25 protein-coding genes are annotated in these 25,594 nt (G+C 63.5%); 17 read left to right on the forward strand and 8 right to left on the reverse strand.

All coding sequences use genetic code 11. The annotated features are described in order from the left end of the window. Positions 1 to 5 precede the first annotated feature (5 nt). The 5 genes from ctaD to C0Z19_RS10860 all read left to right on the forward strand — a co-directional run bounded on the left by ctaD (position 6) and on the right by C0Z19_RS10860 (position 3,761). A complete protein-coding gene (gene ctaD / locus C0Z19_RS10840; protein WP_102609811.1) occupies positions 6 to 1,616 on the forward strand; it encodes a cytochrome c oxidase subunit I in 1,611 nt (536 codons plus the stop codon). 127 nt (positions 1,617 to 1,743) lie between these two features. Beyond that, positions 1,744 to 1,875 (forward strand): cytochrome oxidase small assembly protein, encoded by a 132-nt coding sequence (locus C0Z19_RS10845; protein WP_102609858.1) that lies wholly within the window; start codon positions 1,744 to 1,746, stop codon positions 1,873 to 1,875. A gap of 33 nt (positions 1,876 to 1,908) precedes the next feature. Then, complete coding sequence (locus C0Z19_RS10850; RefSeq protein ID WP_102609812.1) at positions 1,909 to 2,541, forward strand: cytochrome c oxidase assembly protein; 633 nt, start codon at positions 1,909 to 1,911, stop codon at positions 2,539 to 2,541. 46 nt (positions 2,542 to 2,587) lie between these two features. Then, a complete protein-coding gene (locus C0Z19_RS10855) occupies positions 2,588 to 2,782 on the forward strand; it encodes a DUF2970 domain-containing protein (RefSeq protein WP_102609859.1) in 195 nt (64 codons plus the stop codon). Positions 2,783 to 2,903: 121 nt separating this feature from the next. Next, positions 2,904 to 3,761 (forward strand): cytochrome c oxidase subunit 3, encoded by an 858-nt coding sequence (locus C0Z19_RS10860; RefSeq protein WP_102609813.1) that lies wholly within the window; start codon positions 2,904 to 2,906, stop codon positions 3,759 to 3,761. A gap of 234 nt (positions 3,762 to 3,995) precedes the next feature. Here C0Z19_RS10860 and C0Z19_RS10865 read toward each other — a convergent pair whose 3' ends face one another. Then, positions 3,996 to 4,205, reverse strand: a complete 210-nt coding sequence (locus C0Z19_RS10865; protein ID WP_102609814.1) for a twin transmembrane helix small protein — start codon at positions 4,203 to 4,205, stop codon at positions 3,996 to 3,998. A 183-nt stretch (positions 4,206 to 4,388) separates the two neighbouring features. On the opposite strand from C0Z19_RS10865, the gene C0Z19_RS10870 reads away from it, so the two are divergent. The 6 genes from C0Z19_RS10870 to C0Z19_RS10895 all read left to right on the forward strand — a co-directional run bounded on the left by C0Z19_RS10870 (position 4,389) and on the right by C0Z19_RS10895 (position 9,462). Further along, positions 4,389 to 5,093: an SURF1 family protein gene (locus tag C0Z19_RS10870; RefSeq protein WP_175084030.1), complete on the forward strand. Its 705-nt coding sequence runs from the start codon at positions 4,389 to 4,391 to the stop codon at positions 5,091 to 5,093. Between the two features lie 13 nt (positions 5,094 to 5,106). After that, positions 5,107 to 5,763: an SCO family protein gene (locus C0Z19_RS10875; RefSeq protein WP_102609816.1), complete on the forward strand. Its 657-nt coding sequence runs from the start codon at positions 5,107 to 5,109 to the stop codon at positions 5,761 to 5,763. 66 nt (positions 5,764 to 5,829) lie between these two features. After that, positions 5,830 to 6,939, forward strand: coding sequence for a COX15/CtaA family protein (locus C0Z19_RS10880; RefSeq protein WP_102609817.1), 1,110 nt, complete (start codon positions 5,830 to 5,832; stop codon positions 6,937 to 6,939). 4 nt (positions 6,940 to 6,943) lie between these two features. Then, a complete protein-coding gene (gene cyoE, locus C0Z19_RS10885; protein WP_102609860.1) occupies positions 6,944 to 7,849 on the forward strand; it encodes a heme o synthase in 906 nt (301 codons plus the stop codon). Between the two features lie 34 nt (positions 7,850 to 7,883). Further along, positions 7,884 to 8,471: an SCO family protein gene (locus tag C0Z19_RS10890; protein WP_233196087.1), complete on the forward strand. Its 588-nt coding sequence runs from the start codon at positions 7,884 to 7,886 to the stop codon at positions 8,469 to 8,471. Positions 8,472 to 8,649: 178 nt separating this feature from the next. Beyond that, on the forward strand, positions 8,650 to 9,462 hold the full coding sequence (locus C0Z19_RS10895) for a MetQ/NlpA family ABC transporter substrate-binding protein (RefSeq protein ID WP_102609819.1): 813 nt from the start codon (positions 8,650 to 8,652) through the stop codon (positions 9,460 to 9,462). Positions 9,463 to 9,503: 41 nt separating this feature from the next. Here the strand turns inward: C0Z19_RS10895 and C0Z19_RS10900 are convergent, their stop codons facing one another. Then, positions 9,504 to 10,427 (reverse strand): bifunctional helix-turn-helix transcriptional regulator/GNAT family N-acetyltransferase, encoded by a 924-nt coding sequence (locus tag C0Z19_RS10900; RefSeq protein ID WP_102609820.1) that lies wholly within the window; start codon positions 10,425 to 10,427, stop codon positions 9,504 to 9,506. Between the two features lie 426 nt (positions 10,428 to 10,853). On the opposite strand from C0Z19_RS10900, the gene nagA reads away from it, so the two are divergent. From nagA to nagE, 4 genes are all read left to right on the forward strand, one after another. Further along, the gene (gene nagA / locus C0Z19_RS10905) at positions 10,854 to 11,957 is read left to right on the forward strand and encodes an N-acetylglucosamine-6-phosphate deacetylase (protein WP_102609821.1); all 1,104 of its coding nucleotides are present in this window, start codon (positions 10,854 to 10,856) and stop codon (positions 11,955 to 11,957) included. Further along, positions 11,950 to 12,957 carry an SIS domain-containing protein gene (locus C0Z19_RS10910; protein ID WP_175084031.1) on the forward strand — a complete coding sequence of 336 codons (1,008 nt, stop codon included), beginning with the start codon at positions 11,950 to 11,952 and terminating at the stop codon, positions 12,955 to 12,957. Before nagA ends, C0Z19_RS10910 begins: the two co-directional genes overlap by 8 nt. Positions 12,958 to 12,970: 13 nt before the next feature. Further along, entirely contained in the window at positions 12,971 to 15,547 is a 2,577-nt protein-coding gene (ptsP, locus tag C0Z19_RS10915) for a phosphoenolpyruvate--protein phosphotransferase (RefSeq protein ID WP_102609822.1), read from the forward strand. Positions 15,548 to 15,678: 131 nt separating this feature from the next. Then, complete coding sequence (gene nagE, locus C0Z19_RS10920) at positions 15,679 to 17,436, forward strand: N-acetylglucosamine-specific PTS transporter subunit IIBC (protein ID WP_175084028.1); 1,758 nt, start codon at positions 15,679 to 15,681, stop codon at positions 17,434 to 17,436. A gap of 100 nt (positions 17,437 to 17,536) precedes the next feature. Here nagE and cydX read toward each other — a convergent pair whose 3' ends face one another. From cydX to rpoH, 5 genes are all read right to left on the reverse strand, one after another. Beyond that, positions 17,537 to 17,650: a cytochrome bd-I oxidase subunit CydX gene (cydX, locus tag C0Z19_RS10925; RefSeq protein WP_102609824.1), complete on the reverse strand. Its 114-nt coding sequence runs from the start codon at positions 17,648 to 17,650 to the stop codon at positions 17,537 to 17,539. Positions 17,651 to 17,738: 88 nt separating this feature from the next. After that, a complete protein-coding gene (gene cydB, locus C0Z19_RS10930; RefSeq protein ID WP_102609825.1) occupies positions 17,739 to 18,875 on the reverse strand; it encodes a cytochrome d ubiquinol oxidase subunit II in 1,137 nt (378 codons plus the stop codon). A 40-nt stretch (positions 18,876 to 18,915) separates the two neighbouring features. Further along, complete coding sequence (locus C0Z19_RS10935) at positions 18,916 to 20,508, reverse strand: cytochrome ubiquinol oxidase subunit I (RefSeq protein WP_102609826.1); 1,593 nt, start codon at positions 20,506 to 20,508, stop codon at positions 18,916 to 18,918. Next, the gene (gene cydP, locus C0Z19_RS10940) at positions 20,498 to 20,782 is read right to left on the reverse strand and encodes a cytochrome oxidase putative small subunit CydP (protein WP_102609862.1); all 285 of its coding nucleotides are present in this window, start codon (positions 20,780 to 20,782) and stop codon (positions 20,498 to 20,500) included. Before cydP ends, C0Z19_RS10935 begins: the two co-directional genes overlap by 11 nt. A gap of 293 nt (positions 20,783 to 21,075) precedes the next feature. Continuing rightward, positions 21,076 to 22,008 carry an RNA polymerase sigma factor RpoH gene (rpoH, locus tag C0Z19_RS10945; RefSeq protein WP_102609827.1) on the reverse strand — a complete coding sequence of 311 codons (933 nt, stop codon included), beginning with the start codon at positions 22,006 to 22,008 and terminating at the stop codon, positions 21,076 to 21,078. A 349-nt stretch (positions 22,009 to 22,357) separates the two neighbouring features. Here rpoH and C0Z19_RS10950 point away from each other — a divergent pair, with 349 nt between their 5' ends. Beyond that, entirely contained in the window at positions 22,358 to 22,954 is a 597-nt protein-coding gene (locus C0Z19_RS10950; protein ID WP_102609828.1) for an acyloxyacyl hydrolase, read from the forward strand. A 38-nt stretch (positions 22,955 to 22,992) separates the two neighbouring features. Continuing rightward, entirely contained in the window at positions 22,993 to 23,376 is a 384-nt protein-coding gene (locus C0Z19_RS10955; RefSeq protein ID WP_102609829.1) for a nuclear transport factor 2 family protein, read from the forward strand. Positions 23,377 to 23,439: 63 nt separating this feature from the next. On the opposite strand, the gene leuA is transcribed toward C0Z19_RS10955, so the two are convergent. After that, positions 23,440 to 25,122, reverse strand: a complete 1,683-nt coding sequence (gene leuA, locus C0Z19_RS10960) for a 2-isopropylmalate synthase (protein ID WP_102609863.1) — start codon at positions 25,120 to 25,122, stop codon at positions 23,440 to 23,442. Positions 25,123 to 25,594 lie beyond the last annotated feature (472 nt).

Consider the following 25,594-nt stretch of genomic DNA (forward strand, 5'->3'; position numbering starts at 1 on the left):
TTCTCATGTCTAGCATCGGACACGATGTAGCCGCGGGCCACGGTCATCACGACGACCATGCGCACGCGACGCCGCACGGCTGGCGTCGGTGGCTTTTCGCCACCAATCACAAGGACATCGGGACGATGTACCTGCTGTTCTCGTTCATCATGTTCCTCTCGGGCGGCGTCGCGGCGCTGTTGATCCGGGCCGAACTGTTCGAACCGGGTCTGCAGATCATGCGCCCCGAATTCTTCAATCAGCTCACCACGATGCACGGTCTCATCATGGTGTTCGGCGCGATCATGCCGGCTTTCGTCGGCTTCGCGAACTGGATGATTCCGCTGCAGATCGGCGCGGCCGACATGGCTTTTGCGCGGATGAACAACTTCAGCTTCTGGCTGTTGCCGGTGGCGGCAAGCCTGCTCGTCGGCTCGTTCTTCGCGCCGGGCGGTGCGACGGCTGCGGGTTGGACGCTGTACGCGCCGCTGTCGACGCAGATGGGCCCGGGCATGGACTTCGCGATTTTCGCGATCCACATCATGGGCGCGTCGTCGATCATGGGCTCGATCAACATCATCGTGACGATCCTGAACATGCGCGCGCCGGGCATGACGCTCATGAAGATGCCGATGTTCGTGTGGACGTGGCTCATCACGGCGTACCTGCTCATCGCCGTGATGCCGGTGCTCGCCGGTGCGATCACGATGGTGCTGTTCGATCGCCACTTCGGCACGTCGTTCTTCAACGCGGCCGGCGGCGGCGATCCGGTGATGTACCAGCACATCTTCTGGTTCTTCGGGCACCCCGAGGTTTACATCATGATTCTGCCGGCGTTCGGGATCGTCTCGCAGGTGATCCCGGCGTTCTCGCGCAAGGCGCTGTTCGGCTATAGCTCGATGGTGTACGCCACGGCGTCGATCGCGATTCTCTCGTTCATGGTGTGGGCGCACCACATGTTCGTGACGGGCATGCCGGTGACGGGTCAGCTGTTCTTCATGTACTCGACGATGCTGATCGCGGTGCCGACGGGCGTGAAGGTGTTCAACTGGCTCGCGACGATGTGGCGCGGCTCGTTGTCTTTCGAAACGCCGATGCTGTTCGCGATCGGCTTCCTGTTCGTGTTCACGATGGGCGGCTTCACGGGCCTGATGCTCGCCATGGCGCCGCTCGACATCCAGTATCACGGCACCTACTTCGTGGTGGCGCACTTCCACTACGTGCTGGTTGCGGGGTCGCTGTTCGCTTTGTTCGCCGGCTGGTACTACTGGTCACCAAAGTGGACGGGCTGGATGTACAACGAGACGCGCGGCAAGATCCACTTCTGGGCCTCGATGATCTTCTTCAACCTGGCCTTCTTCCCGATGCATTTCGTCGGCCTGGCCGGTATGCCGCGTCGCTACGCCGATTATCCGGCGCAGTTCACGGATTGGAACCAGGTGGTGTCGATCGGCGCGTTCGGCTTCGGTCTCGCGCAGGTCTACTTCCTCTTCGCCGTCGTGCTGCCGGCCTATCGCGGCGCAGGCGAACTCGAGAAGGCTGCCGACAAGCCGTGGGACGGGGCGACCGGCCTCGAATGGACGGTTCCGAGCCCGGCTCCGTTCCACACGTTCGAGAACCCGCCGACGGTCGAGTAATACGGCGTCGCTGCCGGCCGCCGGCCCGCTCGTGCGCAACCACGAGAGTGCGGGCGGCGGAAGGCGGTGGCCTTGAAAGCAGGGCCAGGCGCGCTTTGCCGCGCTTGGCCTGGTCATGAACGAGAAGATGAACCATCCACAAAAAAGACGTACGCCGGCGCAAGCGCGCGCGGGCAATCTGCGGCTCGGCTTGATCTTGCTTGCCGTCGTCGCCGTCTTTTTTCTGGGTGCTGTTCTGAATCAGTGGCTGTCTCATTGAGCGGCGCGTCAGACGTTGAGTGACGGGGAAGGGATGGCTACGCGCACACCGCTCGATCGGGATCGGTCATTCAGATCCTTCAACCGGTCGATGCTTATCAAGCTTGTGGTGATGGCCGCGGTCATGTTCGGTTTCGGCTTCGCGCTCGTGCCGCTGTATCGTGCGATTTGTCAGATCACGGGCGTGAACAACCTCGTCAAACGCGACGCAACGGCCGGCGAGGCGAAGAACATGCAGGTGGACGCGACGCGCACGGTTTCCGTCGAGTTCGATGCGAATGCGCGCGGTCCGCTCGGGTTCGTGCCGGAGAGCAACAGTCTCGATGTGCATCCTGGAGAAGTCACGGTCGTGAAGTATCGCGTGACGAACGATCAGAACCGCACGGTGCGGGCGCAGGCGATCCCGAGCTACGCGCCGCAACTTGCGGTCGAGTACTTCAAGAAGATTGAATGCTTTTGCTTTACGCAGCAGACGCTGGCGCCGCACGAAACGCGTGAAATGCCCGTCGTGTTCTACGTCGACCCGAAGCTGCCGCGCGATGTGAAGACGATTACGCTGTCCTACACGTTTTTCGAGCTCGACGTGCCGGCGAGCAAGACGGCGAGCGCGGGGGCCGCGCAGGTCACGGGGGTGTCCCGCCCGTCCGTAGCCGCCGCTGGTGCGTGATGGGTGCGGTGCGACGAATGCGGCGGAGGATGTGATGGAGACGGCGATGACTTCGAACGGCAAGAGCAGTTTCGCGCGGACGATGAAAGCGGTGCTGTGGTCGTTTTTCGGCGTGCGGCGCCGGGCCGATCATGAGGCCGATACGCAGCTGAACCCATTGCATCTGATCGCGGCGGGGCTGATTGCGGCGGCTATCTTCATTGCCGTTCTGATCGCGATCGTGCATGCGGTCGTGAGCTGATCGGGCGAGCGGCACGAGGCAACTTAAAAGCGAAGCGGCGCGGTATCCCCAGGGGGAATTCCTACGGGGCGTCGACGTGCCGCCGATTACTGCATAACTGGACTGAAGTGGAGAATCAACAATGAGCGGTCAAAACGAGAGCCCGTATTACTTCGTGCCGAATCCGTCCCGGCACCCGGTCACGGCGTCGATCGGCGTCTTGGTCATGCTCGGGTCGTTGGCGCTTTGGATCAACGACACGCCGTGGGCTCCGTACACGATGTTCGCGGGTCTGCTGTGGCTACTCTTCGTGCTTTGGCACTGGTTCGGCGACGCCATCTCCGAATCGGAAAGCGGCATGTACGGCAAGCGCGTCGATACGTCGTACCGCTGGAGCATGAGCTGGTTCATCTTCTCCGAAGTCATGTTCTTCGGCGCATTCTTCGGTGCGCTGTTCTATGCGCGCATGATTGCGTTGCATGAACTCGGCAGCCTCGACTACAAGCTCATTTGGCCCGACTTCACGGCCGTATGGCCGAACGAAGGTCCGGCCGCACTGGCCGGCCACTTCAAGGCGATGGTTCCGTGGCCCGTGCCGACGATCAACACGGCGCTGCTGCTGAGCTCGGGCGCCACGCTGACGGTGTCCCACCATGCGCTGCGCGACAATCATCGGAAGAAGGCGATCGCCTGGCTGGCTGCGACGGTCGCGTTGGGCGTGTGCTTCCTGTTCATGCAGGCGTTCGAGTACATCCATGCCTACAACGAACTGAACCTGACGCTGGCCTCGGGCGTCTACGGCTCGACGTTCTTCCTGCTGACGGGCTTCCACGGCTTCCACGTGTTCCTCGGCGGCACGATGCTGACTGTCGTGCTCGTGCGCTTGATCCGCGGTCACTTCACGGCTGATCATCACTTCGCGTTCGAAGGCGCAGCGTGGTACTGGCACTTTGTCGACGTCGTCTGGCTCGGCTTGTACGTCGTCGTCTACTGGCTGTAATGCATAAGCCGGTCCGTCTTGCCGAACGCGGGACGGGCCACGGCGCATCCAGGCATGCCATGCGTCGCGATGAACGCTGAAACGCGTATGCGCCGCCTTCGACTTGATCGAGGCGGCGTTTGTCTTTTTTGGCGGGAAGGCTGCGGCAACGTGTCGCAGCGCTGGAAGGGGGCAGGCGGGGCGGCAGGCACGCTGTGAGGCCCGGACAAGCGCTGGCGGCCTCTTGCGTGGGACTCAGCGGCCGAGCGGAACCTGGCTGTATTGAATCCAGCCGAGCCAATGCGCGAGCCAGAGGAACAGGAAGAGCGAGATCGAAAGCCCGACGCGGGTTGCGAGCGACCACACCATCCGCTTGGTCTTGCCGCGGTCGTGCATCATGAAGTAAAGGGCCGACACCATACTGGCGATGATGAGGGCGAAAGCGACGGCAACGAGAATGTGCATGGAACCAACCGATATTCGGAATCGACGTAAGACAACCAATGTAATTATCGCACCGGAGCCGGTCGCGGGAGCAGGGTGTGGGGCGGGTTCACGCGTGAGCTGCCCCGTGCGCCAAGCGCACCCGGAAACGCGCCGCGGTGCGATCGAAGCGGTTCGCCTGCAGGCATGAAGAGCATCAAGAGCATGAAGATTCGCCTCGTCCCTGCGCTGCTGATCGCGCTTGTCATGGCTGTCACGATCCGGCTCGGTTTTTGGCAACGCGATCGCGCGCATCAGAAGGAAGCGTTGCAAGCCCAAATCGACCGGTACGAGCATGCGTCGGCGCAAAGCGTCGGCGCGCAGCCGGTCCCGTTGGCAGCGATCGAATATCATCGCGTACGGGCCGTCGGTCGCTTCATGCCCGAACATGTCGTCTATCTCGACAATCGGCCCTATCAGGACAGGCCGGGCTTTTACGTTGTCATGCCGCTCCAATTGACCGGCGGCGGCTATGTGCTCGTCAATCGCGGCTGGCTGCCGCGCAACGCCGACGTTCGCACTGCGATCGCACCGTACAGCACGCCTTCGGGTGAAGTCACGGTAGAGGGCATCGCGCGTGCTGACGCTTCGCGGGCGTTCGAGCTGGGCGAGGGCGGTTCCGCCGCGCACCAGCAGATTCGGCAGAACCTCGACGTCGCCGCGTTCGCGTCCGAAACGGGGCTTGCTTTGCAGCCGTTCGTCATTGAACAGACGAGCGACGCCCGCGACGGGTTGGTACGCGATTGGCCAGCGCCGACGATGGGCGTCGAGCGCAATTACGGGTACATGCTCCAGTGGTGGGGTATGGCGGCCGCGGCCTTGGGCTTCGGCTTGTACGCGGCCAGACGGGCCGCAAAGAAAGAGATTTGAGAGGGGACTCACGTTGTCGAAGTCATCTGATCGTACGAACGGCAGCCGCGCTGCGGCCGCACAAGATCGAAGCGGCGCCGCCGCCCGTGGCTCCTGGGCGCGGGGCCGATGGATGGTGCTGCTGATTGCGCTCGTCTGTGCCGCGCCCGTTATCGCTTCGTATCTCACGTACTACGTGTTCAAGCCGCACGGCGGCACGACCAATTACGGTACGCTGGTCGAGCCGCAGCGCCCGATTTCCGAGGCGCTCATCGTCAAGGACGAAGCGGGCAAGCCGATGCCGCTCGCCTCGCTGCGTGGGCGCTGGCTCATGATCAGCGTCGATCGAAGCGCATGCGACGAAGCGTGCGCGACCAAGCTCTATTTCATGCGCCAGATTCGTGCGACGCAGGCTGGCGAACGCGAACGTGTCGTCAACGTTTGGCTTCGCACGGACTCCGACGCCATTTCGCCGGTGATCGAGCGAGCCTATCCCGACACCCGCAAGCTGATTGCCGACCCGGCAGCACTCGCGGCCTGGCTACCCGTCGACGCGGGCACGCGCGATACCGATCACATTTATCTCGTCGATCCGAACGGCAACCTGATGATGCGGTTTCCGAAAAACCCCGACCCGAGCAAGATCAAGCGCGACATTACGAAGCTTTTGAATGGGTCGAGCATCGGCTGAGGCGAAGCCGATGCGGGCGGGGGCCCTTCGCCGCCGGCCTTCCGCGACAGGTAGGAGGTTATCTCGATGTTTTTGCTGCAATTGGGCGCGACGGGGCTCTGTATCGCGCTGCTTCCGCTGAGCTATGTCTGGATCAAAGCGAGCGATGACAAGTTTCGCAAGCTCGTGTGGGTCACGACGTTTCTCACGCTCGATCTCATCATGTTCGGCGGCTTCACGCGACTGACCGATTCGGGGCTCGGCTGTCCGGACTGGCCGGGCTGCTATGGCACGGCTTCGCCGTTCCTCGCGCATGCGCAGATTGCGGCCGCACATGCGGCGCTGCCGAGCGGCCCGGTCAGCATGATGAAGGCGTGGATCGAGATGATTCACCGCTACTTCGCCATGGCGATCGGCGTGCTCATCATTGCGCAGACCGCAAGCGCATGGATCGCCCGCATCAAGCGCCAAACGCTGACGGTATCGCCGTGGTGGCCCACTTCGCTGCTGCTGTTGATCGTCGTCCAAGGCGTGTTCGGCGCGTTGACCGTGACGATGAAGTTGCAGCCCGTCATCGTCACCACGCATTTGCTGCTCGGGTTGACGCTGCTCGGGGCGCTCGCGTGGTTCGCTGCGCGTCTGACGCCGATTCCGGCGTACGAGCCCGAGATTGCGCGTTACCGCGCGGCCGCGCTCGCGGGGCTGGTGCTGCTCGTCGTTCAGCTTGCGCTCGGCGGATGGGTGAGCACGAATTATGCTGTTCTCGCCTGTACCGATTTTCCGACGTGCAACGGCCAATGGGTGCCTCCCATGAACTTCGCGCAAGGCTTTCATCTATGGCGCGCCCTCGGCATGACGGGGGACGGCGAGGTGATCACACAGGATGCGCTGGTGGCCATTCACTGGACGCACCGCACGTTTGCGGTGATCGTCATTGCTTACCTGGCGGGTCTTGCGTTGAAGCTGCGCAGATTCGAGTCGTTGCGCGCGCCGGCGACAGGCGTGCTGATCGTGCTTGCGCTGCAGTTTGCGACGGGCCTGTCGAACATCGTCTTGCAATGGCCGTTGCCGATCGCGGTCGCGCACAACGGCGGCGCCGCGGTCCTGCTGCTGCTGGTCGTTGTGCTAAACTTTCGAACCGCTTCCAGCCGACTTGGCCGCGCCGCCGTCTCGTCGCGCGAGGCCGCTCCCGCGTGATCCCATGGAAAGCACAACACTAGCTCGCCACCCCGGCTCCAGAATCTCCCAATACCTCGCGCTCACGAAGCCTCGTGTGACGCAGCTCGCCGTTTTTTGCGCGGTCATCGGCATGTTTCTGTCGACACCGGGCATGGTGCCCTGGCGGGCGCTCATCGGCGGCACCGTCGGCATTTGGCTGACAGCCGGCGCCGCGTTCGCGATCAACTGTCTGGTCGAACAGAAGATCGATGCGATGATGCGTCGTACCGCATGGCGTCCGTCGGCGCGCGGCGAGATCACGAGCACGCAGATCCTGCTGTTTTCCGCCATCCTCGGCGGGCTCGGTATGTGGACGCTCTACACGTTGACGAATCCGTTGACGATGTGGCTCACGTTTGCCACGTTCGTCGGCTATGCGGTCGTCTATACGCTACTGCTCAAGCCGGCCACTCCGCAGAACATCGTCATCGGCGGCGCTTCGGGGGCGATGCCGCCCGCGCTCGGCTGGGCTGCGGTGACGGGCGCAGTGCCCGGCGATGCCTGGATTCTCGTGCTCATCATTTTCGTGTGGACGCCGCCGCACTTTTGGGCGCTGGCCCTATACCGCCGCAAGGATTATGAAAACGCGGGCTTGCCGATGCTGCCGAACACGCATGGCGAGCAGTACACGCGGTTGCATATTTTTCTCTATACGGTGATCTTGTTCGCGGTCACGCTGATGCCGTTCGTGTCCGGCATGAGCGGCGTTGTCTATCTCGCGTCGGCCGTTTTACTCGGCGCGGTCTTCCTCGGCTATGCCTGGAAGATCTATCGCGACTACTCGGATGCGCTTGCGCGCAAGACGTTTCGCTACTCCATCGTGTATTTGTCGCTGCTGTTCGCCGCGTTGCTCGTCGATCACTATGCGCGCACGCTGATCGGCGCTTGATCCGCACACTATGGCCAAGCAATCGCTAGCGCGCATGTCGCGCATCTTTTTCGCAGCCTGCCTGTTTGGCGTTGCGGTAATTGTCGCCGGCTGCGGCAAGAGCGAGCCGGCGTTTCAGAATCTCGACTTGACGGGCAATACGCAGTTCGGCACCGATTTTTCATTGACCGATACGAGCGGCAAAACGCGTTCGCTTGCCGACTACAAGGACAAGGCGGTGGTGCTGTTCTTCGGCTACACGCATTGCCCGGACGTCTGCCCGACCACGATGGCGGAGCTTGCTCAAGCACTGCAGCAATTGGGCCCCGACGCCAAGCGCGTCCAAGTGTTGTTCGTCACCGTCGATCCCGAGCGCGACACGCCGCAAGTGCTGTCGCAGTATGTGCAGGCGTTCAATCCGTCCTTCGTGGGCCTGCGGCCCAGCGACGCACAACTTGCCAAGGTTGCCAAAGATTTCCGCGTCTATTACGCGAAGGTGCCGGGCGCTTCGCCAGATAGCTATACGATGAACCATACGGCCGCGAGTTACGTCTTCGACCCTTCGGGAAAGCTGCGCTTGTTTGTGCGCGATGGGCAAGGTGCGCAGCCCTGGGTTCACGATCTGAAGCTGCTGCTCGACTGAGTCCGCCCCTCCGTCCTTCGCGCTGCATCTGTGGAAATCATTAGTTCGGACTCCGAATTAATTCGATGATCGAGTCATGTGCGCGGCATATGGATATGCGCTCAACGTATTTCCCGTCGCGCGCGTGCTGTGACACCATCGCATGGTCTTCCTCTTCCAATTAAGAAAGCAAGTATCCATGCAACGCAAGACGCTTCTCAAGCTCCTCTCGTCCGTCGCTGCTACCACCGTATTGATCGTCAGCACCGGCGCCCACGCCGAAAATCAAGTCGTCAAAGTGGGCACGATCGCGGGCCCCGATGAACAGACATGGGCGGTTGTGCAAAAGGTCGCGAGAAGCGAAGGCCTCGACGTGAAGACCGTGACGTTCAACGATTACGTGCAGCCGAATGCAGCGCTCGATGCGGGTGACCTCGATGCGAACAGCTTCCAACATCAGCCCTATCTGGATAGCCAGGTCAAACAGCGCGGCTACAAGATCGTCACCGCGGGGCTCACGTACATTTCGCCGATCGGCATCTATTCGAAGAAGCTCAAATCGGTAAAGGATATTCAACCGGGTGCGAAACTCGCGCTTCCGAACCACCCCTCGAACGAAAACCGTGCATTGCTGTTACTGCAGGCGCAAGGGCTCGTCAAACTGAAGCCGGGCGCAGGCACAGACGGCAACAACGCGACCCCGCTCGATATTGCCGACAATCCGAAGAAGCTCAAGCTGATCGAGCTTGATGCGGCGCAATTGCCGCGCTCGCTCGGGGACGTCGATGCTGCCGTCATCAACACGAACTATGCGCTGGCGGCGGGACTGCAGCCGACGAAGGACGCAATCGCGCGCGAAGACGTGCATAGCCCGTATGCGAACCTGATCGCCGTGCGTGCGCAGGACAAGGGCAAGCCGTGGGTGAAAAAGCTCGTGGCCGCTTACCACTCGAAGGAAGTGCGCGACTTTATCAACACGCAATTCAAGGGCGCCATGGTGCCGTCGTTCTGAGCGCTACTCGCGATCCCGAAAGAGATCGCGCCAGGTTTCCTTCAAAGCTTGCGCTCCCACGTCTGCGCAATCAGATTGCGTCCGAAGCGTCGCTCCGGCTCTGTCGCGACGCAATCGAACCCCGCTCGCTCGAATATGCGGCGGCCGTCATTGAGCATGCCGCAGGTGGTCAGCGTAAGCGTCTCGTAGCCGGCGCGTTGAGCAAAGCGGATGCTGTGCGCGACAAGCAGCGTGCCGATGCCGAAACCGCGCGATTCGGGTTCGACGTAGAGCAGGCGCATTCGCGCCGCCCGCTCTGACAGCGCAGCAACAAACGCTGCGCCCACGATCGATTCCTGCTGTTCGGCAATCCAACACACCGCGCGCTCGCGATCATGCTCACGAGCGAATTCGGCGATCTCTTGTGCCGCGAAGGCTTCGAAGCCCATGTCCGACCCGTACTCGGCGCCGAACAGCAACGCCTGCCGATGGACGAGCCAGCCATAGTCGCCGGGCTTCGGTGCGCGCAGCAGCACGGGAGCACGCGCTTTTGGGCCGAGCAGGCGCTCGATGATGTGCATCGCATCGATCAGCTGCTCCTGGCCCGCAGCCGACAACGAATCCAATACGCTGCTGACTTCGTCGAGCGCCGCAACCTCGAGCGGCGCATAGGCCGCGCGACCGGCGGGCGTCATGGTGAGCAGAGACTGGCGGGCGTCGGCTTCCGATTGCCGTCGTGAGATCAACTGGCGCCGCTCGAAGCTCGTCAACAGGCGGCTCAGGTAACCGCTGTCGAGGCCGAGCGTGCGGCCCAGCTCGGTAGCTGTCGAAGCGGTCCCCAGTGCGAGTTCGCGCAGGACGCGCACTTCCGTCAAGGAAAACGGACTCTTTTGCAGAAATTCGTGCAGCACGCCGATGTACTGCGTATAGAAGCGATTGAAATGGCGCACCGCTTCGGCACGGTGCAGCAAAGTGGTGTCTCTCAATGCGGCCTTTCTTCCGGTTTGTCACCGTATCGTCTGAATTATTCAGAACTATATGGGATCGCCGTCAACAAACAAGTGTTGTTCGTCATCCCAGGTGGTACTAAACAGGTACTTTCGTCTACGCTAATGGCAACGGCGATACCGCTGGCGGCCCTCACCGGTATTCGCTCCGGGTAAGTCCCAATGCGCCGCAAAGCCCGCCCAAAACCGGGTATGTGCCGCGAAACCCTTGGCACGCAAGGCTTTGCGACGTTTTCGCGCGCGCTCGTAGCCTGCGTTGACTGGTACTATTCTGGTTATATAATGGGCTCCAATTTGAGAGCCCTCTCACCCGCGGGCGGACGCGGCCGGCAGCAGCGGACGCGATGCGCAGAAACGATCGCGCGCCCGGCTCGAGTGCTCGCGTTTTATCGAGATAGCAATCCCATGTTGACTGGAAATATCCTGACGCCCGATGGCTGGATTCGCGGCACGCTTCATTGCGAAAGCGGGCGCATCACCGCGCTTGAAGGGGGCGCCGTCGATCCTGCGACGAACGGCGACCCTTATATCCTGCCCGGCTTCATCGACTTGCATGTTCATGGCGGCGGCGGCGCCGATGTGATGGAGGCCGGCGCGGCGATCGAAACGATCGCTCGCACGCACGCGCGCCACGGCACGACGAGTCTGCTGGCGACGACCATGACGGCGCCCCGGGACGAATTGCTGGCCGTCGTTGCGGGCTTGGGCGAAGTGACGCGCGTGCGCACCCCCGGCGGGGCGCGTGTGCTCGGCGTCCATTTGGAGGGGCCCTACATCAATCCCGGCAAGCTCGGCGCGCAACCTGACGCGGCCGTTTGCGCCGTGCTCGACGAGGTGCTCAAGTATCTGGCGGTTGCGCCGATTCGCATCGTTACGCTCGCGCCCGAGATCACCGGGCACATGGACATCATCTCGGAGCTGGCGGCGCGCGGCGTACGTGTCCAACTCGGTCACTCGCTCGCCACCTATGACGATGCCGTGGCCGCACTCAAGCATGGCGCGTGCGGCTTCACGCATTTGTTCAACGCGATGTCGCCCATGCATCACCGCAATCCGGGATTGGTCGGCGCAGCGTTCGCCCACGCCGAATTCGCCGAAATCATTCCCGATTTGCTGCACGTTCATCCCGGTGCGATTCGCGCCGCGTTGCGCGCGATTCCTCGTCTTTACGTCGTGACGGACAGCACATCGGCGACCGGTATGCCCGACGGCGAATACCGCCTCGGCAGCCAGCACGTGACGAAGTGCCTCGGCGGCGTACGCCTTGCCGACGGCACGCTCGCCGGCAGCACGCTGACGATGGACCAGGCGCTGCGCAATCTCGTGTCGCTGGGGCTGCCGCTCGCCGATGTCTCGAACCGCATGTCGCGCTACGCCGCGGACTATCTCGGCATCGAAGATCGCGGCCGCCTGACGCGCGGCGCCTGGGCGGACCTTGTCGTGTTCGAGCGCGACCTGACCTTGGGTGCGACCTATGTCGAAGGGGAACAGATTGTCGAATATGCTTAAAGAGGCGCTCGCCGCGAGCGCCGTCGTCGAGGCGCAGTGCGCCGACAGCGAGCGCGTCGAGGCGCTCGCGTCGGAGTTGGCGGCCAAGCCGTGTCACGTCGCGTTGACCGTCGCGCGCGGCAGCTCCGACCATGCCGCAAGTTATTTCGCGAGCCTCGCGATGAGCCGCATCGGCGTACCGGTTGCGTCGTTGCCGATGTCGATCGCGACGTTGCAAGCGGCGCCGCTGCGTGTCGCGGGCGAGTTGGCCTTCGCATTCTCCCAATCGGGTCGCAGCCCTGATCTCGTCGACACCATGACGGCGCTGCGAGAGGCCGGTGCCTTGACCGTGAGCGCGGTGAACGCGCCCACCTCGCCGCTCGCCGACGCTTGCGAATGGCAATTGCCGCTTTTGGCCGGTCCGGAACGCTCGGTTGCTGCCACCAAAAGCTACATTGCCATGCTGTCGCTCTCGGCGCAGCTCGTTGCGTATTGGCAGCGCGATCCGGTGCTGCTCGATGCCCTGCGGGCGCTGCCCGATACGCTGCGCAACGCGGCGGTCCGCGATTGGTCGCCTGCCGTCGATGCGCTGCGCGGGGTCGAACGCATGATCGTGATCGGTCGCGGCCTGGGACTCGCGATTGCCCAGGAGGCCGCGCTCAAGCTCAAGGAAACCTCGGGCATTCAGGCCGAGGCGTTTTCAAGTGCCGAGGTGCGCCACGGTCCGATGGAACTGATCGACCGCGATTACCCGTTGCTCGTGTTCGCACCGCGCGGGCCCGAGCAGGCGGGGCTGATCCGGCTTGCCGCCGATATGCGCACGCGCGGCGCGCGCGTGCTGCTGGCGGCGCCCGATGACATTCACGACGCGCAGCTACCGCTCGCGACCAGCCGCCACGCGGCGCTCGATCCGATCGCTGCGATCCAAACCTTCTATGTGATGGCGGCCGAACTCGCGGCCGCCCGTGGACGCGATCCCGATGCGCCGCGCCACTTGAACAAGATCACCGAAACCCACTGAGCGAGAGATGCGGATGGAACGTGCTGAGGAGTCCCGATTAATGAATCAATCCCCGGACAAGGTGGTTCTGCTCGCGCCGCTGACCGGGCCCGTGGTGCCGCTTGCCGACGTGCCCGATCCTGTGTTCGCCGGCGGCATGTTTGGCGACGGCGTCGCCATCGATCCGCTCGAAGGGCGTTTGGTCGCGCCCTGCGACGGCGAGGTTACGCACCTGGCGCGCACGGGCCATGCGGTCACGCTGCAGACGGCCGAGGGCGTCGAGATCCTGCTTCATATCGGCATCGACACGGTGGCGCTGGGCGGCGAAGGCTTCACCGCGCACGTCGTGCAGGGCGCGCAGGTGAAGGCGGGCGACCTTCTCATCGAGTTCGAGCAAGATGCGATCGTGACCAAAGCGCCGAGCCTCGTCTCGGTCATCGCAATCGCCAATTCCGATATGTTCGACGTGATCGAGCGCGCGTCGGGACGCGTGACGGCGGGGGTGAGTCCGTTGCTCGCATTGCGCGTCAAAGGCGGGGGCGCGCCGGAGCAGACGGCGCAGACGGGCGACGTCACCGTGCAGGCGCGCCGTTCGATCACGCTCGTGCAGGCTGGCGGGCTGCATGCTCGCCCGGCAGCGCGCGCGAGAGAAGCCGTGCGTGGGCTGGAGGCGCACGTCGAAGTGCATCACGATGGCCGACGAGCGAATGTCGAGAGCGTCGTTAGCTTGATCGGGCTCGGCGCGGGACAGGGAGCGACGGTCGAGCTCGTCGGCACGGGCCGCCATGCCGCGCTGGCGGTTGACGAGGTCGCACGCGAACTGCTGCGCGAAGTGCATGGCGAACTCGAGGAAGCGCGCGCTCGCGCGGGCTCGGTTGCGCCGACCCGGCCCGCGCGGCCGGGGCCGCTCGATCCGAATACGCTCGCGGGCGTGTGCGCGGCGCCCGGCATCGCTGTCGGCAAGCTCGTGCGTTGGGATGACACCGACCTCGATCCAGCCGAGCTCGCCACCGGCACGCCTGCCGCCGAGAGCCGTTCGCTCGATCGCGCGCTCGCCACCGTCGATCAAGAGCTCAACACCACCGTGCGCGATGCGTCACAGCGCGGTGCTGTCGGCGAAGCAGGCATTTTCGCGGTCCATCGCGTCTTGCTCGAAGATCCGACGCTTGTCGATGCGGCCCGCGATCTCATCAGCCTGGGTAAAAGCGCGGGATTCGCCTGGCGCGAAGCGATCCGCGCGCAAATCGCCGTGCTCGAGCATGTCGAAGACATGTTGCTCGCCGAACGCGCCGCCGATCTGCGCGACATCGAAAAGCGCGTGCTGCGCGCGCTCGGGCTGACCAATCCGGCGGCCCGTGAGCTGCCTGAGGACGCGGTGTTGGCTGCGGGTGAATTTACGCCGTCGGATCTTTCCTCGCTCGATCGCAGGCGAGTAAGTGCGCTCGTGATGGCGGGCGGCGGCGCGACCTCTCATGCGGCGATCATCGCGCGCCAACTGGGTATCCCGGCGCTCGTTGCCGTCGGCGACGCGTTGCACGCGATTCCCGAGGGGACGCAAGTCGTCGTCGATGCGAGTGCGGGCCGGCTCGAATACGCCCCCACGGAACTGGACGTCGAGCGCGCCCGGCTCGAGCGCCAGCGCCAGGCCGGCGTGCGCGAAGCCAATCGCCGCACATCCCGACAGGCGGCGACGACGCGCGACGGCCGCGCGATTGAAGTCGCGGCCAATATCGCGACGATCGACGATGCGCGGACAGCGCTCGATAACGGCGCCGACGCCGTGGGGCTGCTGCGCACAGAGCTGCTTTTCATCCATCGCGAATCGGCGCCGAACGCCGACGAACACCGACAAAGTTATCAATCGATCGTCGACGCGTTGCAAGGACGCGCAGCCATCATCCGGACGCTTGACGTCGGCGCGGACAAGGAGGTGCCGTATCTGACATTGCCGCCGGAAACAAACCCCGCGCTCGGCCTGCGCGGCATTCGGCTTGCCCAGGTGCGCCCCGATCTGCTCGACGACCAACTGCGCGGGCTCATTGCCGTGCAGCCCTACGGCTCGGTGCGCATCCTGCTGCCGATGGTGACCGATGCCGTCGAACTCGTGCGTGTGCGCAAGCGTATCGACGAACTTGCGCGCGGCCTGGGCCGTATCGATCCAATCGAGGTCGGCGTCATGATCGAAGTGCCGTCGGCGGCCTTGCTTGCCGATCAGCTCGCTCGTCATGCCGATTTCCTTTCGATCGGCACGAACGATCTGACGCAGTACACGCTTGCAATGGACCGGTGCCAAGCCGATCTTGCCGCGCAGGCCGATGGCCTGCACCCGGCCGTGCTGCGCTTGATCGATCAGACGACCAAAGGCGCGGCCAAGCACGGCAAGTGGGTGGGCGTATGCGGCGCGTTGGCTGGCGACCCCGTGGCCGTGCCGCTGCTGGTGGGCCTGGGCGTCACGGAGCTTTCGGTGGACCCTGTGGCCGTGCCGGGCATCAAGGCGCGCGTGCGCACCCTCGATTATCAGTTGTGCCGTCAGCGCGCGAGCGATTTGCTTGCGCTCGATTCGGCGCAGGCGGTAAGGGCAGCAAGCCGCGAAATCTGGGCAATCGATTAGGAATCCTAATTAATGGGATTTAATTAATCCGATAGCGGAAATCGCGAAAGAAGGTAGACGATAGGCGATAGATAGAAGTCGCAAGACGATATGAAGCATCAACGACGAGACAGACCAACCTGGAGGATTCAATGGATGCGAACCCATTTCTAAAGGTGCAGCGCCTAGGGCGGGCGCTGATGCTGCCGATTGCGGTATTGCCGGTTGCGGGCATCTTGCTGCGGCTCGGTCAGGCCGACGTATTCAACATCAAGTTGATCGCCGACGCAGGCGGCACGATCTTCGACAACTTGCCGTTGCTGTTTGCCATCGGCGTAGCGGTGGGTTTCGCAAAGGACAATAACGGCGTAGCGGCGCTTGCCGGCGCGATCGGCTATCTGATCGAAATCGCCGTGATGAAGGATATCAACGACAAGCTCAACATGGGGGTGCTCTCGGGCATCATCGCGGGCGTCGTTGCGGGGCTGCTCTACAACCGCTACAAGGACATCAAGCTGCCCGACTACCTCGCGTTCTTCGGGGGCAAGCGCTTCGTGCCGATTGTCACAGGGCTGGTCTGCGTGGTGCTGGGCATTGTCTTCGGATATGTCTGGCAGCCCGTGCAACTGGCGATCGACGCGACGGGTCACTGGCTGACGACGGCCGGTGCGATCGGCGTGTTCGTCTACGGGACGTTGAACCGGTTGCTGCTCGTCACGGGCCTGCATCACATCATCAACTCGCTCGCCTGGTTCGTCTTCGGGACATTCACGCCGCCGGGCGGCGGTGCCGCGGTCACGGGCGACCTGCACCGCTTCTTCGCGGGCGACCCCACTGCGGGCGGCTTCATGACGGGCTTCTTCCCGATCATGATGTTCGGTTTGCCGGCCGCTTGTCTGGCGATGTTCCATGAAGCACCGAAGGAGCGCCGCGCATTGGTGGGCGGCTTGCTGTTCTCGATGGCGCTCACCTCGTTCCTGACGGGCGTGACCGAGCCGGTCGAATTCAGCTTCATGTTTCTCGCTCCCGTGCTCTACGTGATCCATGCGGTGCTGACAGGGCTTTCACTGGCCATCTGCCAAGCACTTGGCGTGCATCTGGGCTTCACGTTCTCGGCGGGAGCAATCGACTACGTGCTCAACTACGGCCTGTCGACGAAGGGTTGGCTCGCGATTCCGATTGGTCTCGTGTACGCGGTCGTGTATTACGGGTTGTTCCGCTTCTTCATCCGCAAATTCAATATGGCCACGCCGGGCCGCGAGCCGGCGACGACCGATGCGCAAGGGGAGTCGTTTAACGAAGGCGGCTTCGTTGCGCCTGTCGCGGGTGCGGCCGCGTCGCGTGCCGACCGTTACATCGCCGCGTTGGGCGGTGCGCAGAACCTGACGCTCGTCGATGCCTGCACGACGCGGCTGCGTCTGTCGGTTGCCGATTCGGGCAAGATTTCCGAGCCTGCCCTCAAGGCGGCCGGCGCGCGCGGGGTGCTCAAGCGCGACGCGCACAATGTGCAAGTGGTGATCGGGCCCGAAGCGGATTTGATCGCCGATGAAATGCGAGCGGTGATTGCCGGTGGGGCTGTCGGTGCCGCCAAGCCCGCTGCTGCGGCCGCGGCTTCATCGAAGGTGGCGGATGGCCAGGCAGGGCCGCTCGACCCGGATCCGCTGCGTTGGCTCGCCGTGTTCGGTGGTGCGACGAACGTCGCGGCGCTCGATGCCGTGGCGGCGACGCGGTTGCGTGTGGTCCTGCGCGATCCGTCGGCCGTCGATCGCCAGCGGCTCGGTGCGCTCGACGTAGCCTGGGTATCGGCCGATACGTTCCACATCGTCTGTGGTGCGGCTGCGCAGCGCTATGCCGAGTTGCTGGCGACGAGGCTGCCGGCTTCGGGTGGCCCTTCGCCACAGCCGGTCTGACACGTATGACGCGGCCCCGCATGCGGGGCCGCGAGCGGTGGAAGGAAACGGCGCCCACGGCGCCGTTTTTGCTGTTCGCCCTGGTCGGAGCCCGTGACGCTTAGCGCTTGGCCGCGACGCGCGCCGTTTCCATCCTCGATTCGAGCCACATCGCGTTGATGATGCCGAAGCCGAGTGCGACGCCGATGCCGAGAATCCAACTGAAGTACCACATGGTTCGTTCTCCTAAGTAAAATCCGCTTCCACCGATGCCCACCGGCCGGCGCCGAGCCGGCACTCAAGCGCGGGCGGCACCGATCGCCTCAATACATCGAATGGCGGTTCTGTTCGAGTGCCGTTTGCGTCACCTTCCCGCGCATGACGCGATAGACCCAGCCCGTATAGACGAGCACGATCGGCAGGAAGACGATGACGGCCACCAGCATGATCTCGAGCGTGAGCCGGCTCGAGGTCGAGTCCCATACGGTCAGGCTGCTTTTCGCATCGAGCGAGGACGGCATGATGAACGGGAACATCGAAAAGCCCGCGGTCAGGATGATCCCGACGATCATCACGCCCGTCGCGATGAAGGCGGTCTTTTCGAAGCGCGAGCGCGCGACGGCGAAGGCGACGATACCGCCCACGAAGCCGAGCGCCGGCGCAACGATCATCCACGGAAAGCGCTCATAGTTCGCAAGCCAGAGCCCTTTGCCGGCCTCGACAGTCTTGAGCAGCGGGTTGGCGACCGCGTCGAGCGGCGGCGCGCTTTCGATCCGAAAGCCCGTGATCGTCGTGGCCACGAGCGCCCCCGCCAGCGCAAACGTCAGTAGCGCCACCGTCGTCGCCGCGCGCAGCGCGAGGCAGGCGCGCGCTGCGATGACGCCGTCGGTCTTCATCTTCACAAACGCCGCGCCGTGCGCGACGAGCATCGACAGGCTCACACAACCGGTCAGGAGCGCGAACGGATTGAGCAGGGCGAAGAACGAGCCGTGATACGTCACGCGCATGTCGGTATCGAATGCGAACGGCGCGCCTTGCAGCAGATTGCCGAACGCGACGCCGAACACGAGGGCGGGGACGAAGCCGCCCGCGAACAGCGCCCAGTCCCAGGCGCAGCGCCAGCGCGGATCGGCGCGCTTGCCGCGATAGTCGAAGCCGACCGGGCGGAAGAACAACGCAAACAGCACGAGCAGCATCGCGAAGTAGAAGCCCGAGAACGAGGCCGCGTAGACGAGCGGCCAACTGGCGAACATCGCGCCGCCAGCGGTGATGAGCCAGACCTGATTGCCTTCCCAGGTCGCGCCGACGGTATTGACGACGATGCGCCGTTCGTCGTCGGTCTTGCCGACGAACGGCAGCAGGATGGCCGTGCCCATGTCGAAGCCGTCGGTCAGCGCGAAGCCGATCAGCAGCGTGCCGATGAGCGCCCACCAGATTACTTTCAGTAGTGCGTAGTCCATGATGGTCCTTTGATCGTTCGATGGCAGGGATGCGGATGGCCTATCGCGCCGGCGCATCGATCGCAACCGCCTCCGCCGATTCCGGCTCGGGTTCGTAGCGGCCCGTATGCAACGAGGCGGGGCCCAGGCGTGCGTACTTGAACATCAGCATGATCTCGATGACGAACAGCGCCGTGTAGAAGAGTGCGAAGCCGGCGAGGCTCAGGTAGACGTCGGTGGCCGACAGGCTCGAGACGGACAGGCTCGTCGGCAAGATGCCGGCGATCGTCCACGGCTGGCGGCCGAGCTCGGCCACCACCCAGCCGAATTCGGCCGCGAGCCAGGGCAGCGGAATCGCCCACACCGCCCAGCGCAGGAACCAGCGGCGGCGATCATCGAGCACACCGCGTCGCGCGCAGAGCCAGAAGGCGTAGACGAACGTGGCGAGGAACAGGATGCCGAGCCCGACCATCAAGCGGAACGAAAAGAAGATCGGCGCGACAGGCGGGATGGTGTTTTCCGCGGCGCGGTGAATCTGCTCGGGCGAGGCGTCGGTGACACGCGGCGTCAGATTTTTGAGCAGGAGACCGTAACCGAGATCGGCCTTGTGCGCCTCGAACGCGGCGCGCGTGTCGGCCGAGCTGTCGCCTTGCTTGAGCCGTTGCAGCGCGGAGTAGGCCAGCATGCCGCTTTTCACGCGCGTTTCGTTTTGGGCGACGAGTTCTTTCAAGCCCGTGACTGGCTCGTCGAGCGACCGCGTGGCGATCAGGCCGAGCGCATAGGGCACGCGAAGCGCGTAGTCGGTGCGTTGCTCCGCTTGATTCGGAATGCCGATGATCGTGAAGGCGGCGGGAGGCTTGGCCGTTTCCCATTCCGATTCGATGGCCGCGAGTTTGACCTTCTGCACTTCGCCGGTGTTGTACCCCGATTCGTCGCCGAGCACGATGACGCACAGCGTCGACGCGAGTCCGAAGCCGGCGGCGACAGTAAACGAGCGCAACGCGAACTCGACGTTGCGGCGCTTGAGCAGATACCACGAGGAGATTCCGAGCACGAACATCGACGCGGTCACGTAGCCGGCCGAGACGGTATGGACGAACTTGACCTGAGCGATCGGATTGAAGACCACGTCGAACAGACTCGTAAGCTCCATGCGCATCGTTTCGTAGTTGAACTCAGCGCCGACCGGGTGATTCATCCAGCCGTTCGCGACCAGAATCCACAGGGCCGACAAATTCGATCCGAGCGCGACGAGAAATGTCACGACAAGGTGTTGCACCTTCGAGAGCCGGTTCCAGCCGAAAAAGAACAGGCCCACGAAGGTCGATTCGAGGAAGAACGCCATCAGGCCTTCGACGGCGAGCGGCACCCCGAAGATGTCGCCGACATAATGCGAGTAGTAGGCCCAATTCGTGCCGAACTGAAATTCGAGCGTGATGCCGGTCGTCACGCCCATGGCGAAGTTGATCCCGAACAGCTTGCCCCAGAACTGGGTCATGTCTTTGTAGACGGGCTTGTCGGTCATCACGTAGACGGCTTCCATGATGACGAGCAGCCATGAAAGCCCGAGCGTGAGCGGGACGAACAAAAAGTGATAAAGGGCTGTGACGCCGAATTGGAGGCGAGACAGATCGACGACTTCGCTACTGAGCATGGCCGGCTCCTTGTGGCACGCGAGAGGCGGGAGAGGAAAGCAGGGCCTTGGCGACATCCGCCGGGGGCATGGACATGTCGGAGGCGCGGGGGTGATCGAAGAACGCGAGCTTCAGTGCGATCAGCAATACGACTTTGAGCACGACCACGAAGGTGACGTCGCGTCCGAACGTCGGGCCGCGCGCCCAGCGTCCGAGGGAGGCCGCGAACACTCGACATCGGTAGCGGGGTCTCGCGCCCGCACGGGCGGTGGCTGCATCTTGAACGGCTCGCATGATCTCTTCCGTAGTCGCCGCGGCGGGCGGCCGAAGCGATAAACCCATGAGCCCATCCTAGAGCCAGGCTTGGCGGCCGATTTTGATGTGCGACAACTGGGCGGCCTTTTGACGCAGGCCGATGAGGACCTCACCAGGCAAAAACCGCAGCAGGCGGGGAAGAGGTGTGCGGGCGCACACGCCGACGGGCGAAAAAAAAGCCACCGCGGGGCGAGGTGGCTTCTTGCATGTGATGAGCGAAGAGGAAACGAGGGAGGGCGCCTTAAGAGAGCGCCCCGTGCCGACAGGCGGGCTTACGCGTACTCGGCCAGCGCCGCGCGCATCTTCTTCATCGCGCTCGCTTCGATCTGACGAATGCGCTCGGCCGATACGCCGAATTCATCGGCGAGCTCATGCAGCGTCGAACCGCCCGAACCGTCGTCGGCAACGTTCAGCCAGCGCGCTTCGATGATCCGGCGGCTGCGCGCATCGAGCGAGTCGAGCGCCTGCGCGATGCCGTCTGTCTGCAACCTGTCGTTCTGGCGCGCGGCGAGCACGGCCGTTGGCTCGTTGTGCGAGTCGGCCAGATAGGCGATCGGCGCGAACGATTCCTCGCCGTCCTCGACCTGCCCTTCGAGCGCCACGTCGCCGCCCGACAGGCGCGTTTCCATTTCCGACACTTCCTCGCGCTTGACGTTGAGCTCCTTCGCCAAGCCGTCGATTTCATCAGGCGTGAAGGTGTGCAGGCTCTGCTTGTGGCTGCGCAGGTTGAAGAACAACTTGCGCTGCGCCTTCGTCGTCGCCACCTTCACCATGCGCCAGTTGCGCAGGATGTACTCGTGGATCTCGGCCTTGATCCAGTGAATCGCATACGACACCAGGCGCACGTTTTGCTCGGGATCGAAGCGCTTCACGGCCTTCATCAGACCAATGTTGCCTTCCTGAATCAGATCGGCGTGCGGCAGCCCGTAGCCCAGGTAGTTGCGCGCGATCGAAACAACCAGGCGCAAGTGCGACAGCACGAGGCGGCGCGCGGCTTCCAGGCTCGCGCGCTGCTGGTATTCGGTGGCGAGCTCGCGTTCTTCCTCGGCGCTCAGCATCGGAATGCGGTTGACGGCCTGGATGTAGGCGTCGATATTGCCGAGCTGCCCAGGCAGCATCGACGACGCGAGCGTCAGAGCACCTGCCGAAGCGGCCTTAGCCGACGCCGGGCTCAGAATGTTCGGAAGGGTCATAGCGTTGCTCACGTAAAAACTCCTTGTGAATCAAGTACTGCTCAGCCACGAAGATAACTGCACGGGGGATATTAGCACTCCGTTTCATCGAGTGCTAAGCATTCGAGTTCCCTCTCCACCGGAAGTTCCAAGATCCTATCGAAGTTTGAGTTTCAATAGTTTATGTTACGCCTTTCCCGGCGGCCGTGCAGAACCGCCCGCGGTCCGCACCAGCAGTCTCAGAGCCGGGGCCGGACCGGATTGCAAACGATGTTTTGCGGGAAACAGTACCGTCGACCCATTGATCACAATGTAAGATCATTCGACCCTCCCCAGCGGCTGGGGCTCATCGACGTGCAACCACCATGGTTGGAGTATCGAGATGAAGAAAAAGAACGACTTGATCCGGCTCAAGGTAACCGTCTGGCGCGGCCTCGCTTCCGTGCTGCTGTGGGGGATCGCATCGTCGGCCGGGGCGCAGGAGTCGCCGGCCCCTTCGTCGGGTCATGTTTTCGGCGTTCAGGTTGCGGGCGGCATCGCGCAGCATAAGGTCAAAAAAATCGACCTCGGTTTCGTTTGGGATCCCGGGCTGAACTGGTGGTACATCGACGGCTGGCATTTCTCGTTGGTCGGCGAAGTCCATCTCGGTTACTGGCATGCGGGCGAGGGCGTCTATCACAACAACGTCTACGAATTCGGCGTGACGCCGATGGTGCGTTTAATCAAGGACTCGGGTTGGATCCGTCCGTACATCGAAGCCGGAGCCGGCGTGCGGGTGCTATCCCATCCGATCATCACCGACACTTACACGCTCTCGACGGCGTTCCAGTTCTCTGAAACGGCGGGCGTGGGCGCACAGTTTGGTTCGCGCCAGCAGTACGCGGCGGGCGTGCGCTTTCAACACGTATCGAATGCCGGTATCAAAGAGCCGAATCCTGGTATAAATTTCACCCAGCTATACCTGCAGTACAACTTCTGACGACGGTGCATTCGCGCCGGTCGCATGGGGGCTGAGCGATGGCGGCGAAGGTGATCGAGGCGATTCGCGCGCTCGAGCGAGATCGATTTCGCGCGATGGTGGACGGTGACGTGCCGGTGCTGAATCAACTGCTCTCGGAGAGCGTCAGCTACGTTCATACGAACGGCAAACGCGAGACGAAGCAGCAGTTCATCGACGCCATCTCCGCCGGCCGCCGCCGCTATCGGCAGATCGAACTGCAATCCCAGGACGTCGTGCCCGTCGGCAGCGACGCCTGCGTCGTCACAGGCCGTGCGCTGGTCGAGATGGAAGCGAACAACGGCGCCCTGGTGTTTCCGATCGCTTATATGGCGATTCAAACGCGAGAGGACGGCTGCTGGCGTCTCGTCGCGTGGCAGGCGACACGCTGCGCGCTCGAGTAGAACGCGCAGCGCATCGAAGGGGGAGCCCGTTCGTGGCGGGCGCCCCCATGACCGCACAGACGCTCAAGCCGCGGCGGCCTCGTCCTCTTGATCGAGGCTCCATTCCAGTCGATTGATCGCGCTCACGAGCGCATCGGCTGCCGCCGTGGCCGGGTTGGCATGCACGCCGACGCCATAGCGCACGCACTGGCCGCCGCCTTCGGTTTGTCGTTCCTCTTCCACGCGGCAGGCGACAAAAACAGCGGTGCGCCCGTCGCTCGCTCGCGTGCCCTCGTAGTCGCAGACCTCGATGCGCCGGCGCGCGGCGGCTGAGACGGCGGCCGCGACCGCGGCGACCCAGGTCTGCCCATCGACATATTCGGCGGCGGTCTCGATGCGTGCGATCTCTCGTCGGCGCCAACGCACGACCGATTCGACGCGCTCGGCCGGGCCTCGCACCTCGAGGTATTCGCTCGAGAAGAGGGCACAGACGGCGTCGCCGGTCACTTCGGCGCCCGAGTCGTCGGCGAGCCGCTGCACGGCATGACTGAATTCGATTTGCATGCGCCGCGGCGGCGCGAAGCCGAGGCCCCGTTCGAGCAGGTAGGTCGCGCCGCCCTTGCCGGACTGACTGTTGACGCGGATGACCGCGTCGTACCCGCGGCCGACGTCGGCCGGGTCGATCGGCAGATAGGGCACCTCCCAGAGTCCGTCGCCAGCCTGTTGGGTGAAGCCCTTGCGGATCGCGTCCTGGTGCGAGCCCGAGAATGCCGTGAAGACGAGTTCGCCCGCGTACGGATGACGGGGATGCACGGCGATCGCGTTGCATCGCTCCACCACGCGGCGCACGGCGTCGATGTCGGAGAAGTCGAGGCGCGGGTCGATTCCCTGCGTATACAGATTGAGCGCGAGCGTGACGAGATCGACGTTGCCGGTGCGCTCGCCGTTGCCGAACAGGCACCCTTCGATGCGGTCGGCGCCTGCCAGCAGCGCCAGTTCGGCCGCTGCCACGGCCGTGCCACGATCGTTATGCGGATGCACGGACAGCACGATGCTGTCACGGTACGCGAGGTTGCGGTCCATCCATTCGATCTGATCGGCGAAGACGTTCGGCGTGGCGGCTTCGACCGTCGCCGGCAGATTGACGATCATCTTGCGCTCGGGCGTCGGACGCCACACGGCGCTGACGGCGTCGCACACTTCACGCGCGAACGCGAGCTCGGTCATGCTGAAGGTTTCGGGCGAATATTCGTAGGTCCACTGCGTGTCTGGCCGACGCTCCGTCTCTTGCTTGATCAGGCGTGCGCCTTCGACAGCCAGCGCTTTGACGTCGTCCTTCGACGCGTTGAAAACGATGCGGCGAAACGACGGCGCGATGGCGTTGTACTGATGGACGATCGCCCGCGGCGCGCCTTCCAGGGCTTCGAACGTGCGTGAGATCAAATCGGCGCGCGATTGCACGAGTACTTCGATCGTGACGTCCGCCGGAACGCGTTGCTCGTCGATCAGCTTGCGCACGAAGTCGAAATCGGTTTGCGACGCCGAAGGAAAACCGACTTCGATTTCCTTGAAGCCGATCGCCACGAGCATCTCGAAGAACTCGAGCTTTTGCTCGATGCTCATCGGCTCGATCAATGCTTGGTTGCCGTCGCGCAGGTCGGTGCTCATCCAGATCGGCGCGCGCTCGATCGTACGGTTGGGCCATTTGCGGCCGGCCAACTGCACGGCGGGGAAGGGGCGGTACTTTGCGGCAGAGTTGCGAAGCATGGGTGCGACCTCGTTCGTCGGGTCGTCTGCGAAAACGCGGCTGATCGAGCGGCTGGCCGATCGTGCCGGACGCGATGCTGCCACGTCGGCGATTTCGCGATTCGGCAAAGCGGTACTCGGCCGAATGCTGACGACTACGGGTTGTAGAAGGAACTGCGGTTTGGGGTGAAACGGAAACTGCCGGGGTGCTGCGAGGAGGACCGCGCAATGCGCGGCGCTACGCCTGGCTTACGCTAGTCGTAGCGATAGGGGCCGCCCTAGGCGACCGGAGGTAATTCGGAGGGGGTTCTGGATCGAACGCATGAGACGCACTCTATGCCAGCGCACGGCGCCCTGTCAACGGGGAGCCTTGTCCAATGGCAAAGGAGTCTGGGCGGGGTGGCGTGATTCCAACGGCAAAGGAGTCTGAGCGGGAAGTTTTTAGGGGTCGATCATTGCGGGATGGTGATCGACATGAATACGACAAGGCTGG

Source organism: Trinickia soli, assembly GCF_002879855.1.
GTDB classification, from domain to species: domain Bacteria; phylum Pseudomonadota; class Gammaproteobacteria; order Burkholderiales; family Burkholderiaceae; genus Trinickia; species Trinickia soli.

What these genes read in the sequence shown, in the direction of transcription:
- ctaD (WP_102609811.1), top strand. Translation starts at nt 6, where the DNA reads ATGTCTAGCATCGGACACGATGTAGCCGCGGGCCACGGTCATCACGAC.
- C0Z19_RS10845 (WP_102609858.1), top strand. Translation starts at nt 1,744, where the DNA reads ATGAACCATCCACAAAAAAGACGTACGCCGGCGCAAGCGCGCGCGGGC.
- C0Z19_RS10850 (WP_102609812.1), top strand. Translation starts at nt 1,909, where the DNA reads ATGGCTACGCGCACACCGCTCGATCGGGATCGGTCATTCAGATCCTTC.
- C0Z19_RS10855 (WP_102609859.1), top strand. Translation starts at nt 2,588, where the DNA reads ATGACTTCGAACGGCAAGAGCAGTTTCGCGCGGACGATGAAAGCGGTG.
- C0Z19_RS10860 (WP_102609813.1), top strand. Translation starts at nt 2,904, where the DNA reads ATGAGCGGTCAAAACGAGAGCCCGTATTACTTCGTGCCGAATCCGTCC.
- C0Z19_RS10865 (WP_102609814.1), bottom strand. Translation starts at nt 4,205, where the DNA reads ATGCACATTCTCGTTGCCGTCGCTTTCGCCCTCATCATCGCCAGTATG.
- C0Z19_RS10870 (WP_175084030.1), top strand. Translation starts at nt 4,389, where the DNA reads ATGAAGATTCGCCTCGTCCCTGCGCTGCTGATCGCGCTTGTCATGGCT.
- C0Z19_RS10880 (WP_102609817.1), top strand. Translation starts at nt 5,830, where the DNA reads ATGTTTTTGCTGCAATTGGGCGCGACGGGGCTCTGTATCGCGCTGCTT.
- cyoE (WP_102609860.1), top strand. Translation starts at nt 6,944, where the DNA reads ATGGAAAGCACAACACTAGCTCGCCACCCCGGCTCCAGAATCTCCCAA.
- C0Z19_RS10890 (WP_233196087.1), top strand. Translation starts at nt 7,884, where the DNA reads ATGTCGCGCATCTTTTTCGCAGCCTGCCTGTTTGGCGTTGCGGTAATT.
- C0Z19_RS10895 (WP_102609819.1), top strand. Translation starts at nt 8,650, where the DNA reads ATGCAACGCAAGACGCTTCTCAAGCTCCTCTCGTCCGTCGCTGCTACC.
- nagA (WP_102609821.1), top strand. Translation starts at nt 10,854, where the DNA reads ATGTTGACTGGAAATATCCTGACGCCCGATGGCTGGATTCGCGGCACG.
- C0Z19_RS10910 (WP_175084031.1), top strand. Translation starts at nt 11,950, where the DNA reads ATGCTTAAAGAGGCGCTCGCCGCGAGCGCCGTCGTCGAGGCGCAGTGC.
- ptsP (WP_102609822.1), top strand. Translation starts at nt 12,971, where the DNA reads ATGGAACGTGCTGAGGAGTCCCGATTAATGAATCAATCCCCGGACAAG.
- nagE (WP_175084028.1), top strand. Translation starts at nt 15,679, where the DNA reads ATGGATGCGAACCCATTTCTAAAGGTGCAGCGCCTAGGGCGGGCGCTG.
- cydX (WP_102609824.1), bottom strand. Translation starts at nt 17,650, where the DNA reads ATGTGGTACTTCAGTTGGATTCTCGGCATCGGCGTCGCACTCGGCTTC.
- cydB (WP_102609825.1), bottom strand. Translation starts at nt 18,875, where the DNA reads ATGGACTACGCACTACTGAAAGTAATCTGGTGGGCGCTCATCGGCACG.
- C0Z19_RS10935 (WP_102609826.1), bottom strand. Translation starts at nt 20,508, where the DNA reads ATGCTCAGTAGCGAAGTCGTCGATCTGTCTCGCCTCCAATTCGGCGTC.
- cydP (WP_102609862.1), bottom strand. Translation starts at nt 20,782, where the DNA reads ATGCGAGCCGTTCAAGATGCAGCCACCGCCCGTGCGGGCGCGAGACCC.
- C0Z19_RS10950 (WP_102609828.1), top strand. Translation starts at nt 22,358, where the DNA reads ATGAAGAAAAAGAACGACTTGATCCGGCTCAAGGTAACCGTCTGGCGC.
- C0Z19_RS10955 (WP_102609829.1), top strand. Translation starts at nt 22,993, where the DNA reads ATGGCGGCGAAGGTGATCGAGGCGATTCGCGCGCTCGAGCGAGATCGA.
- leuA (WP_102609863.1), bottom strand. Translation starts at nt 25,122, where the DNA reads ATGCTTCGCAACTCTGCCGCAAAGTACCGCCCCTTCCCCGCCGTGCAG.